The 16,410-nt window shown below is 66.8% G+C and carries 20 protein-coding genes; 16 read left to right on the top strand and 4 right to left on the bottom strand.

Annotated features, from left to right (window positions below):
- Window positions 1–33: 33 nt before the first annotated feature.
- Genes CJ179_RS06540 through CJ179_RS06505 form a run of 8 tightly spaced genes read left to right on the top strand, consistent with a single transcriptional unit; the run spans window position 34 to window position 8,126 of the window.
- A complete protein-coding gene (locus CJ179_RS06540) occupies window positions 34–843 on the top strand; it encodes an ABC transporter permease (RefSeq protein ID WP_072945674.1) in 810 nt (269 codons plus the stop codon).
- A complete protein-coding gene (locus CJ179_RS06535) occupies window positions 843–1,703 on the top strand; it encodes an ABC transporter permease (protein WP_095860933.1) in 861 nt (286 codons plus the stop codon). The genes CJ179_RS06540 and CJ179_RS06535 overlap by 1 nt, the downstream gene beginning before the upstream one ends.
- Window positions 1,703–2,755 carry an MCE family protein gene (locus CJ179_RS06530; protein ID WP_095860932.1) on the top strand — a complete coding sequence of 351 codons (1,053 nt, stop codon included), beginning with the start codon at window positions 1,703–1,705 and terminating at the stop codon, window positions 2,753–2,755. The genes CJ179_RS06535 and CJ179_RS06530 overlap by 1 nt, the downstream gene beginning before the upstream one ends.
- The gene (locus tag CJ179_RS06525; RefSeq protein WP_095860931.1) at window positions 2,752–3,771 is read left to right on the top strand and encodes an MCE family protein; all 1,020 of its coding nucleotides are present in this window, start codon (window positions 2,752–2,754) and stop codon (window positions 3,769–3,771) included. The genes CJ179_RS06530 and CJ179_RS06525 overlap by 4 nt, the downstream gene beginning before the upstream one ends.
- Window positions 3,768–4,808 (top strand): MCE family protein, encoded by a 1,041-nt coding sequence (locus tag CJ179_RS06520; protein WP_072945679.1) that lies wholly within the window; start codon window positions 3,768–3,770, stop codon window positions 4,806–4,808. Before CJ179_RS06525 ends, CJ179_RS06520 begins: the two co-directional genes overlap by 4 nt.
- On the top strand, window positions 4,799–5,896 hold the full coding sequence (locus tag CJ179_RS06515) for an MCE family protein (RefSeq protein ID WP_095860930.1): 1,098 nt from the start codon (window positions 4,799–4,801) through the stop codon (window positions 5,894–5,896). Before CJ179_RS06520 ends, CJ179_RS06515 begins: the two co-directional genes overlap by 10 nt.
- Entirely contained in the window at window positions 5,893–6,942 is a 1,050-nt protein-coding gene (locus CJ179_RS06510) for an MCE family protein (protein ID WP_095860929.1), read from the top strand. Before CJ179_RS06515 ends, CJ179_RS06510 begins: the two co-directional genes overlap by 4 nt.
- Entirely contained in the window at window positions 6,939–8,126 is a 1,188-nt protein-coding gene (locus CJ179_RS06505; protein WP_095860928.1) for an MlaD family protein, read from the top strand. Before CJ179_RS06510 ends, CJ179_RS06505 begins: the two co-directional genes overlap by 4 nt.
- 9 nt (window positions 8,127–8,135) lie before the next feature.
- On the opposite strand, the gene CJ179_RS06500 is transcribed toward CJ179_RS06505, so the two are convergent.
- From CJ179_RS06500 to CJ179_RS06480, 4 genes are all read right to left on the bottom strand, one after another.
- A complete protein-coding gene (locus CJ179_RS06500; RefSeq protein WP_095860927.1) occupies window positions 8,136–8,984 on the bottom strand; it encodes an ABC transporter permease in 849 nt (282 codons plus the stop codon).
- Complete coding sequence (locus CJ179_RS06495) at window positions 8,981–9,796, bottom strand: ABC transporter permease (RefSeq protein WP_095860926.1); 816 nt, start codon at window positions 9,794–9,796, stop codon at window positions 8,981–8,983. The genes CJ179_RS06500 and CJ179_RS06495 overlap by 4 nt, the downstream gene beginning before the upstream one ends.
- A complete protein-coding gene (locus tag CJ179_RS06490; protein WP_095860925.1) occupies window positions 9,793–10,761 on the bottom strand; it encodes an ATP-binding cassette domain-containing protein in 969 nt (322 codons plus the stop codon). The genes CJ179_RS06495 and CJ179_RS06490 overlap by 4 nt, the downstream gene beginning before the upstream one ends.
- 358 nt (window positions 10,762–11,119) lie before the next feature.
- Window positions 11,120–11,596, bottom strand: coding sequence for a hotdog fold domain-containing protein (locus tag CJ179_RS06480; protein WP_072945697.1), 477 nt, complete (start codon window positions 11,594–11,596; stop codon window positions 11,120–11,122).
- 465 nt (window positions 11,597–12,061) lie between these two features.
- On the opposite strand from CJ179_RS06480, the gene rpsJ reads away from it, so the two are divergent.
- From rpsJ to rpsC, 8 genes are read left to right on the top strand one after another with little or no spacing between them, the layout of a single operon-like run.
- Window positions 12,062–12,367 carry a 30S ribosomal protein S10 gene (rpsJ, locus tag CJ179_RS06475; RefSeq protein WP_003938093.1) on the top strand — a complete coding sequence of 102 codons (306 nt, stop codon included), beginning with the start codon at window positions 12,062–12,064 and terminating at the stop codon, window positions 12,365–12,367.
- 20 nt (window positions 12,368–12,387) lie between these two features.
- Window positions 12,388–13,044, top strand: coding sequence for a 50S ribosomal protein L3 (gene rplC, locus CJ179_RS06470; RefSeq protein ID WP_009479366.1), 657 nt, complete (start codon window positions 12,388–12,390; stop codon window positions 13,042–13,044).
- The gene (gene rplD, locus CJ179_RS06465; protein WP_095860923.1) at window positions 13,041–13,730 is read left to right on the top strand and encodes a 50S ribosomal protein L4; all 690 of its coding nucleotides are present in this window, start codon (window positions 13,041–13,043) and stop codon (window positions 13,728–13,730) included. The genes rplC and rplD overlap by 4 nt, the downstream gene beginning before the upstream one ends.
- Entirely contained in the window at window positions 13,727–14,032 is a 306-nt protein-coding gene (gene rplW, locus CJ179_RS06460; RefSeq protein ID WP_005239632.1) for a 50S ribosomal protein L23, read from the top strand. Before rplD ends, rplW begins: the two co-directional genes overlap by 4 nt.
- Window positions 14,033–14,071: 39 nt before the next feature.
- A complete protein-coding gene (rplB, locus tag CJ179_RS06455; protein WP_015889918.1) occupies window positions 14,072–14,908 on the top strand; it encodes a 50S ribosomal protein L2 in 837 nt (278 codons plus the stop codon).
- 13 nt (window positions 14,909–14,921) lie between these two features.
- Window positions 14,922–15,203, top strand: a complete 282-nt coding sequence (gene rpsS / locus CJ179_RS06450; RefSeq protein ID WP_003940820.1) for a 30S ribosomal protein S19 — start codon at window positions 14,922–14,924, stop codon at window positions 15,201–15,203.
- Complete coding sequence (gene rplV / locus CJ179_RS06445) at window positions 15,200–15,604, top strand: 50S ribosomal protein L22 (RefSeq protein ID WP_005239634.1); 405 nt, start codon at window positions 15,200–15,202, stop codon at window positions 15,602–15,604. The genes rpsS and rplV overlap by 4 nt, the downstream gene beginning before the upstream one ends.
- Window positions 15,604–16,410: a 30S ribosomal protein S3 gene (gene rpsC / locus CJ179_RS06440; protein WP_095860922.1), complete on the top strand. Its 807-nt coding sequence runs from the start codon at window positions 15,604–15,606 to the stop codon at window positions 16,408–16,410. Before rplV ends, rpsC begins: the two co-directional genes overlap by 1 nt.

Genomic DNA, 16,410 nt, shown 5'->3' with positions numbered 1-16,410 from the left:
GATCGCAGGTGACCGGCACCGGGGGAGGACCGCGTGACATTCCAGCTGCCACCCGCCAAAGGGCCCGTCAGCCATTTCGCCAACGAAGTCGGTGCGCTCATCGGGTTCTCGATCGCGACCACGGTGGCCGCCGTCCGAGTTCTGGTGCGGCGCAAACTGGCCTGGCGGGAACTGCTGGACCAGGCCTGGCGGATCGCCTCGGTTACGTCGGCGCCGGCCCTGCTGCTGATGATCCCCATCGGAGTCCTCATCGCCGTCACGATCGGCAGCCTCGCCGGTCAGCTCGGCGCCGAGGGGTACACGGGGGCGGTCGTCGGGTTCGTGATCGTCGGGCAGGCGTCCGCGCTGGTCTGTGCGCTGATGCTGGCCGGGGTGGGCGGGTCCGCGATCTGCGCGGACCTCGGCTCGCGCACGATCCGCGAAGAGGTCGAGGCCATGGAGGTCCTCGGACTCGATGTGATCGAGCGGCTCGTGGTTCCACGGGTGCTCGCCGCGGTGCTGGTCGGCGTCGCACTCTGCGCCATGGTCACCGCCGTCGGAGTGTCGGCGTGCTTCCTTTTCCAGGTGGTCGTCCAGAACAGTTCGGCGGGAAGTTTTCTCGCGGCACTGTCCCAGTACACGCGGCTGTCGGATTTCGTGGTCGCCCTCGTCAAGTCGATGGCGTTCGCGGTGACGTCGGCGCTCGTCGCCAGCTTCAAAGGGCTGCACGCCAAAGGCGGACCCAGCGGTGTCGCCGACGCCGTGAACGAGGCCGTCGTGCTCGCCTTCATCCTCGTGTTCATCGTCAACACCGTGCTCAGTCAGCTCTATTCCGTTCTCGTCGTCCCCGTAGGTGGTTACTGATGGTCGTGAGTACCCGATGGCCCGCAGCACACTGGGTGCGGTCCAGGGTCCGGCAGCCCCTCGAACTGATGACGGGACTGGGCCGGGAATTCACGTTCTACGGCAGCGTGATCGCAGGCGTCCCCCTCGCGGTCGTAAAGTACTGGCGGCACATCATGCGGCAGATCGGCGACATCAGTTTCGGTGGTGCGACCCTGCTCGCCGGCGGCGGAGCGATCGGAGTCGTCTTCGCGATGTCCGCGGTCGCGGCGACGCAGGTGGGCATCGAGGGGTTGCGCGGACTGGACCTGCTCGGAATGGGGTCGCTGTCCGGGCTCCTGTCCGCGATCCTCAACACCCGCGAACTCGCGCCCGTCATCGCCAGCATCGCGCTCGCCGCGAAGGTCGGGACGGGGTTCACCGCACAGCTCGGCGCGATGCGCATCTCGGAGGAGATCAGCGCGCTGGACGCGATGGCGATCCCGTCGCTGCCGTTCCTCGCGAGCACCAGGCTGGTCTCGTGCCTGGTCTGTGTGGTGCCGCTGTACGTCGTCGGGCTGCTGTCGTCCTATTTGGCTTCGCGACTGGTGATCGTCACGTTCAGCGGGCAGTCGGCCGGAACCTATGACTACTACTTCCACCTCATGCTCACGCCCACCGACGTCGCGTACTCGTTCGTGAAGGCGATCGTGTTCGCGACGATCATCGCGCTCGTGCACTGCTCGTACGGGTATCACGCCTACGGCGGGCCCGAGGGCGTCGGCCGGGCGGCCGGGCGCGCGCTGCGTACCAGCATCCTCGCCATCGGCATCGTCGACCTGCTGCTGACGCTCACCCTGTGGGGTCTCGTCCCCTCCGCCCCGGCTCTGGGGTTGCCGTGATGCGCGGCCGCCCGGGAGGTCCGGGCAACGGTGCCCTCGCGGTGCGGGGTGTGATCGGAGTGGCGGTCCTGGCCGTCGGATCGGCGCTGCTGGTCGGTTTCGGCACCGGTGCGATCGTCACCGACCCCGTGGTGACGGCGACGCTTCCGGCGGACGCCGGTGCGGTGAAGGCGCACACCACGGTGTCCTACAAGGGCGCAACCGTCGGCACCGTGTCGAGCGTCGACCCCGGACAGGACGAGACGGGCATGGACATCAGTCTCCGCCCCGAACAGATGCAGCACATCCCGGCGTCCGTCCAGGTGCGGGTGGTGCCCCGCACGTTGTTCGGCGACCAGACCGTCGAGCTGGTGTCCACCGCGGGAACCGGCGGTGCGCGGCTCGAGGCCGGTGCCCGGCTGCAACCCGACACGTCGGCCGAGACCGTCCAGATGTACGACCTGTACTCGAAGGTCTACGACCTGGTGTCCCGGGTGAAGCCCGAGCAGATGCAGGCCGCGCTCAGCGCCGTCGCCGACGCATTGCGCGGGCGCGGCGAACAATTGGGGCACACCATCGACAGCCTCCACACGGTGGCGCAGTCGACCGCGCCTCTCGTCGACTCCCTCGCGGAGCGCGCGCCGCAGATCGCACGGATCAGCGAACAGCTGGCGACGGCCGCACCCGACGTCCTCGCAAGCATGGACGCGGCGGTGTCGCTGTCGAACACCCTCGTCGAGAACACCGGCAGCTTCACCGGTTTCCTCGCCGCCTCCCTCGTCGTGACGAGGAACTCCGGCGACGTCCTGGAGCGGAACGCGGACAACATGATCGCGGTGGCACTGAATGTCTCGCCGACCCTGGGCACCCTGGCCGGCAAGTCCGACCTGCTGCGGGCGACGCTGGACGAGGCGGGTCCGTTCGGTGACGCCGGCGCCGCCGTCTTCTCCACCGGTAAGTTCGCGGTGCGGGTCGCCGCCGACCTGTCGAACCCGCGGCCCTACAGCTCGTCCGACTGCCCGCGGTACCCCGGCCTGAACGGACCGAACTGCGGGGGCGGTGGCGGAGGATGAGCGTCCGGAACTCGGCAATCAAACTGGCGGTCTTCGCCGTCTTCGGAATTCTCTCCGCGGTCCTCGTGGTGAACACACTGCGGGTGCCGGTGGAGGGACCGACCGTCGCGTACAAGGCGTTGTTCACCGACGCCCAGGGGGTGACTGCCGGCAGCGACGTCACCATCGCCGGTGTGCGGGTGGGACGGGTGGCTTCGGTCGACATCGTCGACGGCGACGCCGGAAGCGCCACCGCCCTGGTGAATTTCGAGGTGCAGCGCGATCAGACTCTGCCCGCCGCCACGACAGTCGCGATCCGATACGGTGACCTGCTCGGGATCCGGTATCTCGATCTCGCGGCAGGTTCGTCGGGCGAGGAGGGCACCCTCGCGGAGGGCGACACGATTCCGCTCGACCGGACGTCGCCCGCACTCGATCTCACGAGTCTCTTCAACGGATTCAAGCCGCTGTTCGACGCGATCGACCCGAAGCAGGTCAACGAACTCGCCACCGAAGTCGTCGCCGTGTTCGACGGCCGGAAGACGAGCATGGAAACGCTGCTGCGCCGGGTCGCGGACGTCACCGGCACCCTCGCGAATCACGATCAGCTGATCGCTGATCTCATCGCGAACCTCGAGGTGGTGGTGGGAACGGCGGCGGCCCGCGGTCCGGAACTGTCCCACCTCGTCGACAGCCTCACCCAGTTCAGCGGGATGCTCGCCGAGAACAACGAGGTTCTCATGGACACCCTCGATCAGAGTGCGGCGGTGAGCCGCTCGGCGCTGCAGATCGTCGACGGGCGGGTTCCGGAACTCGGCCGCACGGTGAACCGACTCGAATCGCTGACGGGGGCGATGGTCGGTGCCGACCCGGAATTCGATCACCTGATGGTGGCCATGCCGCAATTCTTTGCTTCCGTCGACCGCTCGGGCTCCTATGGTTCCTGGCTCAACATCTACCTGTGCACGTTCATCGTCAACGTCGACGGTCGCGAAGGCGCCCTCGGTCCCGACCTGCATTCGAGGTACTGCCAATGAGTGTCACCGACACGGTGCGCGACGTCTGGGACGCGCTGGCCGGAAACCAGCGGGTGCGGCCCGTCAACCCGTTGATCGTCGGAATCGTGGGAATCATCGCCGCGACGCTGGCGCTGGCCCTGGTTCTCGTGATCCCGCGGGTGAGCTTCAGTGTGCGAACCGACGGTTACACCGCCGAACTCGCGAACGCCGCAGGCCTGACCGATTCCGACTACGTGTACGTGGCCGGGGTGCCCGCCGGCCGGGTGACCGCGGTGGACCTGGCGGGCGATCACGTGGTCGTCCACTTCCGGCTCGACGGCGCGCGTCACCTCGGGTCGACGACGTCCGCGGGCGTCAAACTGTCGACCATCCTCGGCAAGCGGTATCTTGACGTGTCACCGTCGGGGCCCGGCGACCTGGGCGACGACGGAGTGATTCCCCTGAGCCGCACCAGCGTTCCGTACTCGCTCGACGACATCGGCTCGTCCGCGCTCGAGACGGCGGACGACCTCGACCTCGGCGGACTGCAGAAGATGCTCACCGTCGTGACGGACACGGTGCCGCAGGACGCGACCCTCAACCGGGAGGCACTGTCCGGGGTGAGTGCGGCGTCCGCGATCCTGGCGAAGAACGCGGATCAGGTCACGCAACTGCTCGACAGCTCGCGAACCCTCACCGACGTGCTGGTCGGTCAGCAGGATCAGCTGACCACCCTGCTCGGCAACGCCGACGTCGTGATGAACACGCTCGCCACCCGGCGCGAGGCGATCCGCCGGATGGTCGACGATCTCCAGGCCCTGATCGCGCAGGCGTCCCAGTTCCTGGGGGAGAACACCGCCGAACTCGACTCACTGCTCGCGAACGCGCGGCAGGTGACGGAGCGACTCGACGCGAACCTCGCCAACCTCGACGCACTGCTCACCACGGGTGCACCGGCGGCGAGGGCGCTCGTCAACGCGACCGGAAACGGTGACTGGGCCGACGTGTCGGCGCCGTCGGCCGTGATCGCCGACAACCTGCTCTGCGTCGTCGGACTGATCACGGGATGCTCGTGAACGCGGGAACCGCACGCCGGGTCGTCGGGATCGGCGGCGTGCTCGTCCTCGTGGTGGCGATCGTCGTGGCCGGGTGGCTGCTGATCTTCCGCACCTCCTCGACCGTGATTCATTCCGAATTCGCCTACGTCAACGGCGTGTTCCCCGGCACCGAGGTGACCGTGCTCGGCGTGCCCGTCGGCACCGTCGGGTCCGTCGAACCGCGGGGCGGGGTGGTGACGGTCACGATGTCGATCGCGTCCGACGTCGTGGTGCCCGCCGACGCGCACGCGTACGTGCTGGTGTCCTCCGCGATCGGGGAGCGTTTCGTCGAACTCGGTCCCGCGTACACCGGCGGTCCGGTGCTGGAGAGCGGGCAGACCATTCCCCCCGAACGCAGTCATTCGCCCATCACCTGGGACCAGCTGATGGACAGCGTCGACACCGTCGTCAAGACCCTCGGCCCCGACGGCGGCGACGCCGGCGCCGCGATCTCGGCAGCCGCGGCGTCCACGGACGGGCTCGGTCCCGCGATGAACGACGCCATCCGCACACTGTCGCAGGCGAGCTCGGTGATCGCGGGCAACAGCGCGGACGTCGGAGCGCTCGTCGACAACCTCGAGATACTCGTCCACGCGATCTCGGCGCGTCAGGCGCAGGTCGACTCCCTCTCCGGGTCGCTCACCGCCATCGGAGACGAATTCGCCGGGCAGCAGTTCGCGATCGGCGACACGGTGAATCAGCTGTCCGCCTTGCTGAATCAGATCGACCACCTCGTGTCCGCCCGGGGTGGCGACATCGCCGCCGGCATCGACGATCTGGCGGGGGTGAGCGAGATGCTGCAGCGACACGACACCGACCTCGCCGAGATCATGGACCTGGTGCCGTTGCTGATCGACAACATCCAGCGCGCGGTCACTCCCGACCAGCGTGCCCGCATCCGGTTGAACATCTCCACCAACCTGGCGCAGGCCGAGCCGACGTCCCCACTCTGCGCGGTGGTGGATCCGATCCTCTGCCGGGGAGCCGGAATCACCAACCCGATTCAGTTTCCGCCCAGCATGTCCGACCCGTTCGGGCTGCGCGAACTCATGGTCGGAGGACGATGACGATCCGCACGAGAACGACGTCGCTGACGGCGGCGCTGATCGTCGGCGCGACGCTGCCCGCCGCCGGTTGTTCGCTGAGCCTCCAGGAACTGTCGGTCGGCCGCTCACCGGACGGTCCGTCCTACGAAATCACCGCGCAGTTCGACGGCGTCGATCGCGTCGTGCCCGGCGCCGAGGTCCGGGTGGGACAGGAAGTGGTGGGCCGTGTCTCGGACGTGTCGACCCGGGATTTCACCGCAGAGGTCGAGATGCGGATCCGCGATGACGTCCCGATTCCGCGGGACGCGACGGCACGCATCGAATTGCCCACGGCCCTCGGCAATCCCTTCATCCGACTCGATGTCGCGGATGCGGCCGGCGCACCGATGAGCGAGGGCGACGTGCTCCCGCCGGCGCAGACGTCGCGCGGCCCCGACATCGAAAGCGGGCTGGCCGCCCTGGCCACGGTGCTCAACGGCAGCGGCATCGACCAGATACACGCCATCATGAACGAATTGACCGCCGCCTTCACCGGCCGCTCCGACAAGATCCGGGAACTGGTGGACATGCTGAACGATACGCTGGGCGTCGTCGACGACCACCGGGACGAACTCGATCGGGCGATGGTGGCGTCCCATGCGTTCGCAGCGGAACTCGCCGCCGGGCAACCGGTCCTCGACCGGGCGATGACCGACCTGGCGCCGATGGTGGATCTCCTGGTGTCGCAACGAGATCAGATCACCGCTCTGATGGGGGAGGCGTCCCGGCTCAGCCGCGAGGCGGAACGTGTCCTCGGCAGCTCCGGATCCGCACTGTCGACCGAGATCAGCGACGCCGGGACCGTGCTAGCCGCCCTCGACGGCTTCGAGTCGGAACTCGCCCCCACCCTGGACTCGGTGGCGACGTTCCTCGGCGGATTCGCCGCGGCCACACCCGGTGATTACACGACATTCGACGGAACATTCGACGTCACGGCCGTCATCGCGAAGCTGCTCACCGGCTCGGCTCCGCTCGAGGTGCCCGAAGCCCGCACGCTGCCCGAGGTACTCGGCGGAGGCGTCCGATGATGACACGCCACGTCGTGGCGCAACTGGTGCTGTTCCTCGTCATCTCGGTCGCCGCCATCCTGTTCGGGCTGCGGTACGTCACCGGCCCGGACACGTTCGGAGACCCCATTCACCTGACCGCCCGGCTCGACCACGCCGCCGGTCTCGCGCAGGGGGCATCCGTCAACTACCGCGGAGTCGGCGTGGGAAAGATCAGCTCCGTCGACGTGAACGAGGAGGGGACGGGCATCGTCCTCGGCATCGAACTGCACCCCGGCACACAGGTGTCCGCCGGTTCGACCGCGAAGATCACCACCGAGAACGCGATAGGCATCCAGGCGCTCGACATCATGCCCGACAGCGCGGATCCGCCGTACCTCGCGGACGGGGACCTCATCGACGTCCCGCAGGAGGGAGTTCCGCGATCGCTCGACGCGACCCTCGTCCAGACGACGGACCTCGTGAACTCGATGGACGTCACCGCCCTGTCCTCGCTCGCGGACACGTTCGGCACCGCCTTCGGAGGCACCGGACCCGACCTGCAGAACATGCTCGACGGTTCCGCCGAGATCGCGCGGACCCTCGAAACCCGCACCGACGCACTGTCGACCATCGTCAACAAGGGGATGCCGCTCCTGGACACGGTGGACGGCTTCACCGCGGCCCTCCCCGAATCGGCGAGCACCGCCCGCAGCGTGCTCGAGCAGTTGCGGGCCCACGACTCCGCGCTCGTCGACCTGCTCGGACGCTCGCCGCAGACGATGGCGAGCCTGGACGCACTGCTGTCGGGCAACCGCGACTCCCTGGGCACCCTGATGGCGAATCTGGTTCTCCCCACCGAGATCGTCGGCGACCGGACCCCCTCCCTCGAATACGGCCTGACCATCATGCCCGGCGCACTACCGAAGATCGCGTCGATCGAGAAGGGCGGCCTCGCCGACCTTCTCCTCGTCGGAACGCAGGGGCCGATGTGCGTGTACGACGCCCCACGCCGTCTGGTGACCGAGGCGGAACCGAGCACGCCCGCGCTGGACTGGACCTGCCAGTCGCAGCAGTATCTCGAGCAGCGCGGCGCCATGAACGTCCCTCGACCCGACGACCTCGGTCAGGAGAACGCGACCAGGAACGGCGGTGTCTACGGCCCACCCACCGCGGACGATCCGCTGGTCATCGAACCCCCGCTGACGGGCGTCACCCCACGCTAGGCGCGGTTGCTACGCCGGGGTGCCCGCGGCCCGGCGGTAACCGCGCACCGCGGGGTAGGTGAAGATCAGCAGGCCGCCGACCGACCACGCGATCGTCTTCAGCAGAGGTTCCGCGACGGGACCGCCCATCGACAGTCCCTTCATCGCGTCGATCGCGCAGGACATCGGCTGGTTCTCCACGAACGGCTGAAGCCAAGTGGGGTAGGCGCCGGTGGGCACGAATCCCGAGTTGAAGAACAGCAGCAGAGTGCACAGCAGGGAGAGAATTTCGACGAGTGGCGCCTTCGCAGCGTTGACGGCGAGGGCCGTCACCATCGTCGCGAAACTCAATCCGAACAGCAGGGGCAGGAGCATCAGCGCGATGCCGGCGAGGATGCCCTGGTCGAACCGGAACCCGAGGGCGAAACCGACGGCGATGATCAGCACGGTGGTGAGGGCGATTCGGACGGCCTCGGCCATGAGACGGCTGAGCAGTCCGGAGGCCCGGTGGACGGGCAGCACCCAGAACCGGCTCAGGAGCCCGTCGGCCCATTCCTTCTTCAGCGACAGACCGCCGGCGATGGACCCGAACATGGCGCCGACGAGCGTGATCATCGGAACGGTCCCATACACGCTGTTGACGCCGGTGGCCTTGGTGATCGAGATGCCGAGGACAGCCCAGAACATGAACAACATCAGCGCCGGATACACGATCGCCTGAATGATCGTGTACGGGTCGCGGGCCCAGCGCAGCAGAAGTCGTTTCGTCTGTAACAGACTGTGCGAGAAGAGAGCGGCGAGAGAGTTCTCCGGGTGGGGTTCGACGACTTCGGGGAAGGTCACCGTCACAGGCGAGTCGGATCGGTATTCGGTGGTCATCCGCGCCTCACATTCGACCAGATCGACAGTGGAAGAAAGACGATCGCAAACCCCGCGCACCACAGCAACGTCGGCGTCAGTAGCTGGAACGTGATCGTCCCATCGGTCATCGCGCGCATGGCCGTCGAGAACTGTGAGATCGGCTGATTCCGCACGAAGCCCTGTGCCCACTCGGGGAATTGCGTCACTGGCACGAAACCGGAGGAGAACATGCCGAGGATCAGCTGGGGGAGTGTCAGGGCCTGGCTGGTCACTTCAGGGCTTCGGGTGAGGGTGCCGAGCGCATCGGCACCAGTCGTGAGTGTGAACCCGATGGCCATGGCCAGTGCGCAGAACGCAACAGTCTGTCCCACACCGCCGGAGAATCGGAATCCGATGAGCAACCCGTAGCAGATCGAGGCCACGAGCGAAATCGAAGACTGTACGAGGCTGGCGGTCATCCGTGCCGCCAACGGAATTGCCGCGCCGATCGGCATGGTCTGGAACCGGGAGTTCATCCCGTTCGACGCCTCGGTGGCCGCGCGGTGCGCTGCCGAAATCGCGGTGAACGCCATCGCCTGCAGGACGATGATCGGCATGACGAACTGTGCATAGTCGATGCCCTGGAACTTCATGACCAGGCGTAGCGGAAGGTAGAAGCCGATGGTGAAGATCAACGGCGCCAGCACTGCGATGAAGAACTGGCCGAAGACCCACATCGTGTGCAGGTTGCGTGCGGACAACGCAATCCACTGCTGGATGCTCGAAGGACGCGGTCGCCGGTGCCTGCTGCCGAGGGTGCTCTCGAATCCGAGCTGGGCGGGCGCCGTCACGACGGCAGGCTCTCGTCGACGTGGACGTGCCCGGTGAGTGAGAGGAACACGTCGTCGAGGGACGGGCGCCGCAGAGCGATGTCGGCGAGCTTTACCTCGGCGAGGTCCAGGCGGCGCAGCACCTCGGCGAGAGTCTGGGCGCCGTGTTCGGCGGGAATCGACAACCGGTCGGTGCTTTCCTCGATGGCCCTGCCGGGTGGGCACAGGCTCGTGAGGATCTCCCGGACCCGCGGCAGGTCGTCGAGGCTCACCGGGACGACCTCGCAGTAGCTTCCGCCGGTTCGCGCCTTCAGTTCGTCGGCCGTTCCCTCGGCGATCACGGTGCCCTTGTCGATGACGACGATGTTGTCGCTCAGTAGATCGGCCTCTTCGAGGTACTGCGTGGTCAGCAGGATGGTGATGCCCTGCTCCTTGAGTGCGGAGACGAGGGACCACACGCCCTGGCGGCTGCGGGGGTCGAGGCCGGTAGTCGGTTCGTCGAGGAACACCACCTCGGGCCGGATCACCAGGCCGCAGGCGATGTCGACGCGCCGGCGCATACCGCCGGAATACCCGGACACCTTCCGGTCGCCCGCGTCCAGCAGATCGAACTGGGTCAGCAGATCCTGCGCCCGCGCCTTCGCCGCCGTCTTGGGCAGGCCCATCAGGCGGCCGAACAGCACGAGATTCTCGCGGCCGGTCAACGACTCGTCGAGAGCGGCGTACTGGCCCGTCATCATGATGCTGCGACGGACGTCGGCCGCCTCCTCGACCACGTCGTGCCCGGCGACGAATGCGCGGCCCGCATCGGGGCGCAGCAACGTCGACAGCACGTTGACGGTGGTGGTCTTCCCTGCGCCGTTGGGGCCCAGGATGCCCAGCACCGTGCCGCGGGGCACCTCGAAGCTGACACCCCGCAACGCTGCTACGTCACCGAAGGATTTCTCGATTCCCTCGACAAGAACGGCGGTGTCAGGTGCAGGCATGTCCCCGAGTATGTCACGCGAAGAAGGTGATCAACGCAGACCGGCGTACACCTTCGCGCCCGCCGAACGGGAAGCGGAAACTTTTGTAACGCGTCGAGACACGCACACGATAATTGCCGGACGTCTGTACCACTTCGTCCCCTGCTGCCGCGGCGTTCACCGGGTCGATCGGCCGGAATGTCGTGACGTGCCGCAACGTTCTGGTTCGGGACAAGCGCCACAGGGCAATTCGGGTCGCCCCCGCGACCGCCGGACCGAATGTGAGCTTCGACATGCGCCTTTCGCGTCCCCGTCGGGTGCGCGCCGACCCGTAGCCGGTCGCTCCTGCTGCTTCTGTCCCTGTCTACTTCTGTCCTTACTACTCAGGGGTGACCCACGTCGTGATGTCGGCGTGGACCACCTCGGCTCCCCGGCGGTCGAGGATGCGCACGGGCACGACCACGTCGGTGCCCGCGGTGATCGCGCCGAAGTCCGGCAGTTCTGTCAGTTCCGCGACGGCGCGCAGCGGGCCGTTCGCCTTGGCGAGGTAGTCGACGGTCATCGACTTCGGGATCCACCGGTGGGTCGACGGCACGGTCGCCTCGGACAGCATGCCCATGGCGGCCTCGGCGAGGTTGCACGCGGCGATCGCATGGAACGTGCCCAGGTGGTTGCGGACGCCCCACCACTTGGGCGCCCGCACCTCGCAACGGCCCGGCCGCATCTCGACGACGCGGGGGAGCACCGAACCGAAGTAGGGGACGCGGATGCACATGCCGACGGAGAACAACGCGTGTCCGAGCGCGTTGTCGGGGAGCTTCTGCCAGGCGGCGTAAGTGGGGCTCGAGGGTGTCATGCCCAGATATTACTTGAAAGTAAGTTTCAGGCCCGGCGAGAGTGATCGAGCCCGGTTTGATCTCTTCTGCCCGGTACGGCATACTGGTCGGGTTGCCTTGTCTGGGACGCGATCGTTTGCGGCCCGAAACAGGTGGGGTGAAACGTCGCGGTGTAGATCGAATGACCTGCTCGCGGCCACATGCAAGACGGAAGCAGTACCTACTGGCACTCGAAACGAGTGCATCCGGTACGCGTTCCCGGCCCGAAGAGCTGAAAAGTTGCGGGTCGGAGAATGAGTGGGAGGGCGACACGCCCGACCGCGTGTACCGGAGAACCATGACAGATGAACAGCGGCAGCGGATCGGGTGTGTCCCGGTCGCCTAGCGTTCGGACAGTTGCGGCCCAGGTAAGGGACTGTGCAGACGAGGTAGTTCGGCCCGACTCGGGTGGGACTACGAAACGCGGCAAGAAAAGGACACTAAGCGTGGCGGGACAGAAGATCCGCATCAGGCTCAAGGCCTACGACCATGAGGCGATCGACGCGTCAGCGCGCAAGATCGTCGAGACGGTGACCCGTACCGGGGCCCGCGTCGTTGGACCCGTGCCGTTGCCGACCGAAAAGAACGTGTACTGCGTCATCCGCTCGCCGCACAAGTACAAGGACTCGCGCGAGCACTTCGAGATGCGTACTCACAAGCGGCTTATCGACATCCTCGACCCGACGCCCAAGACGGTTGACGCGCTCATGCGCATCGACCTTCCGGCCAGCGTCGACGTCAACATTCAGTGAGCGCGGCGGAGACAAAAACAATGACTGATACCAAGATCAAGGGAATCCTGGGCACCAAGCTCGGCATGACCCAGGTCTTCGACGAGAACAACCGGGTCGTTCCGGTCACCGTCGTGAAGGCCGGACCGAACGTCGTGACCCAGATTCGTACCGAAGAGCGTGACGGCTACAGCGCCGTGCAGCTCGCGTTCGGCGCCATCGACCCGCGCAAGGTGAACAAGCCGACTTCCGGCCAGTTCGCCAAGGCCGGCGTCACCCCGCGCCGCCACGTTGTGGAGCTCCGCGTTGCCGACACCTCGGAGTACGAGGTCGGCCAGGAACTTACCGCCGAGGTCTTCGAGGACGGCGCCTACGTCGACGTCACCGGAACCAGCAAGGGTAAGGGCTTCGCCGGAACCATGAAGCGCCACGGCTTCGCCGGTCAGGGTGCATCGCACGGTGCACAGGCCGTTCACCGTCGCCCCGGTTCCATCGGTGGTTGCGCCACTCCGGGCCGCGTGTTCAAGGGCATGCGCATGTCCGGCCGCATGGGTAGCGACCGCATCACGACGCAGAACCTCTCCGTTCACAAGGTGGACGCCGAGAACGGCCTGCTGCTGATCAAGGGTGCGATCCCCGGCCGCAAGGGTGGCCTCGTGATCGTCAAGAGTGCAGTGAAGGGTGGTGCACGAGCATGACCAGCACCGAGACATCGACGACCAAGCTGACGCTGGACGTCAAGGTCGCCGGCGGCAAGACCAACGGCACCGTCGATCTCCCCGCGGAGGTCTTCGACGCGCCTGCCAACATCGCGCTTCTTCACCAGGTTGTCGTCGCGCAGCTCGCCGCTGCACGTCAGGGCACCCACTCCACCAAGACCCGCGGCGAGGTTCGCGGCGGTGGCAAGAAGCCGTACCGCCAGAAGGGCACCGGCCGCGCTCGTCAGGGCTCGACCCGTGCACCGCAGTTCGCCGGTGGTGGCACCGTCCACGGCCCGCAGCCGCGCGACTACAGCCAGCGGACCCCCAAGAAGATGAAGGCCGCCGCCCTGCGCGGAGCCCTCTCCGACCGGGCCCGCAACGAGCGCATCCACGTGATCACCGAACTGGTCGCCGGTCAGACTCCGTCCACGAAGTCCGCCCGCACCTTCCTCGGCGAGATCTCGGATCGCAAGAAGGTCCTGCTCGTCGTCGGACGCGCGGACATCGCGGCCTGGAAGAGCGTCCAGAATCTGGACGGCGTGCACCCCATCGCACCCGACCAGCTCAACACCTACGACGTGCTCAACAGCGATGACGTCGTGTTCAGCGTCGAGGCGCTCAACGCGTTCATCCACGGGCCCGCCGAGACCGCCCAGGAAGAGAACAAGGAGGAGGGCAAGTGAGCACCATCGCCGATCCCCGCGACATCCTGCTCGCCCCGGTCATCTCCGAGAAGTCCTACGGACTGATCGAGGAAGGCACCTACACCTTCCTGGTGCACCCGGACTCGAACAAGACGCAGATCAAGATTGCCGTCGAGAAGATCTTCGGCGTCACCGTGACCAGCGTCAACACCGCCAACCGTCAGGGCAAGCGCAAGCGGACCCGGTTCGGTTACGGCAAGCGCAAGGACACCAAGCGCGCGCTCGTGACCCTCTCGGCCGACAGCAAGCCCATCGAGATCTTCGGAGGACCGGTCGCGTAAGCGCCGGGACTTGACGAGACATAGAGGACGAGAAGACTCATGGCAATCCGTAAGTACAAGCCGACTACCCCGGGCCGTCGTGGCTCGAGCGTCTCGGACTTCGCCGAGATCACTCGGTCGACCCCCGAGAAGTCGCTGGTTCGCCCGCTCCACGGACGCGGTGGACGTAACGCACACGGTCGTATCACCACCCGGCACAAGGGTGGCGGACACAAGCGCGCCTACCGGCTGATCGATTTCCGTCGCAACGACAAGGACGGCGTGCCGGCCAAGGTCGCTCACATCGAGTACGACCCCAACCGCACCGCGCGTATCGCCCTGCTGCACTACGCGGACGGCGAGAAGCGCTACATCATCGCCCCCAAGGGCCTGTTCCAGGGTGCACCGGTCGAGTCCGGTGCCGGCGCCGACATCAAGCCCGGCAACAACCTGCCCCTGCGCAACATCCCGACGGGTACGACCATCCACGCGGTGGAACTCCGCCCGGGTGGCGGCGCGAAGATGGCCCGCTCGGCCGGATCCAGCATCCAGCTGCTCGGTAAGGAAGGCACCTACGCCACGCTGCGTATGCCGTCCGGCGAAATCCGTCGAGTCGACGTTCGCTGCCGCGCCTCGATCGGTGAGGTCGGCAACGCCGAACAGTCGAACATCAACTGGGGCAAGGCCGGCCGTATGCGCTGGAAGGGCAAGCGCCCGACCGTCCGTGGTGTCGTGATGAACCCGGTCGACCACCCGCACGGTGGTGGTGAGGGTAAGACCTCCGGTGGTCGCCACCCGGTCAGCCCGTGGGGCAAGCCCGAGGGCCGCACCCGCAAGAACAAGGCGAGCGACAAGCTCATTGTCCGTCGTCGCCGTACCGGCAAGAACAAGCGCTAGGAGGGAGTGAAGGATGCCACGCAGCCTCAAGAAGGGCCCGTTCGTCGATGACCACCTCCTCGCGAAGGTGGACGTGCAGAACGAAAAGGGAACCAAGCAGGTCATCAAGACCTGGTCCCGTCGTTCCACGATCATCCCGGACTTCATCGGCCACACGTTTGCGGTTCACGACGGCCGCAAGCACGTCCCCGTGTTCGTTTCCGACTCGATGGTCGGACACAAGCTCGGAGAGTTTGCACCGACCCGCACGTTCAAGGGTCACATCAAGGATGATCGGAAGGCGAAGAGGCGATGAGCAACACCGAAACCGCCAACCCGACCGCCAAGGCAGTAGCGCGCCACGTGCGCGTCACGCCGATGAAGGCGCGTCGCGTTGTGGACCTGGTCCGCGGGCGTTCGGTTGAAGACGCCCTGAACATCCTGAAGTTCGCGCCGCAGGCAGCGAGCGAGCCGGTCGCCAAGGTGATCGCCTCCGCAGCGGCCAACGCCGAGAACAACCTCGACCTCGACCCGAGCACGCTTGTCGTCGCCACGGCGTTCGTGGACGAGGGCGCGACCCTCAAGCGGTTCCAGCCGCGTGCACAGGGACGTGCGTTCCGTATCCGCAAGCGCACCAGTCACATCACCGTGATCGTGGAGAGCCTGCCGAAGACCGGAACATCGACCCGTAATCGCCGGAAGGGAAGTGCTCAGTAGTGGGCCAGAAAATCAACCCGCACGGCTTCCGCCTCGGCATCACCACCGACTGGAAGTCTCGCTGGTACGCAGACAAGCAGTACGCGGAGTACGTCAAGGAAGACGTCGCGATCCGTAAGCTCCTCGCCACCGGCATGGAGCGCGCGGGCATCGCGAAGGTCGAGATCGAGCGCACGCGTGACCGTGTTCGTGTCGACATCCACACCGCCCGCCCGGGCATCGTCATCGGCCGCCGCGGCGCCGAAGCCGATCGCATCCGTTCCGAGCTCGAGAAGCTGACCGGCAAGCAGGTCCAGCTGAACATCCTCGAGGTCAAGAACGCCGAGGCCGAGGCTCAGCTCGTCGCACAGGGTGTGGCCGAGCAGCTCTCGAACCGTGTCGCCTTCCGTCGCGCGATGCGCAAGGCCATCCAGTCGGCCATGCGTCAGCCCAACGTCAAGGGAATCCGCGTTCAGTGCTCCGGTCGTCTCGGCGGCGCCGAGATGTCCCGGTCGGAGTTCTACCGCGAAGGCCGTGTGCCGCTGCACACGCTTCGCGCGGACATCGACTACGGCCTCTACGAGGCCAAGACCACCTTCGGCCGCATCGGCGTGAAGGTCTGGATCTACAAGGGCGACATCGTCGGTGGCAAGCGTGAGCTCGCCGCCAACGTGGCTGCTCCCGCAGGCGACCGCCCGCGGCGTGAGCGTCCGAGCCGTCCCCGTCGCTCCGGTGCCACCGGCACCACCGCGACCAGCACCGATGCCGGCCGCGCAGCGACCGCCACCGCCGATGCACCCGCTACGACTGAACAGAAGGAGGGCTGA

It is taken from the genome of Rhodococcus sp. ACS1 (assembly GCF_002300155.1).
Classification (GTDB): Bacteria; Actinomycetota; Actinomycetes; order Mycobacteriales; family Mycobacteriaceae; genus Rhodococcus_F; species Rhodococcus_F koreensis.
The sequence above is the reverse complement of the archived record's forward strand: the minus strand, read 5'-3'. Positions and strand labels throughout refer to the sequence as shown.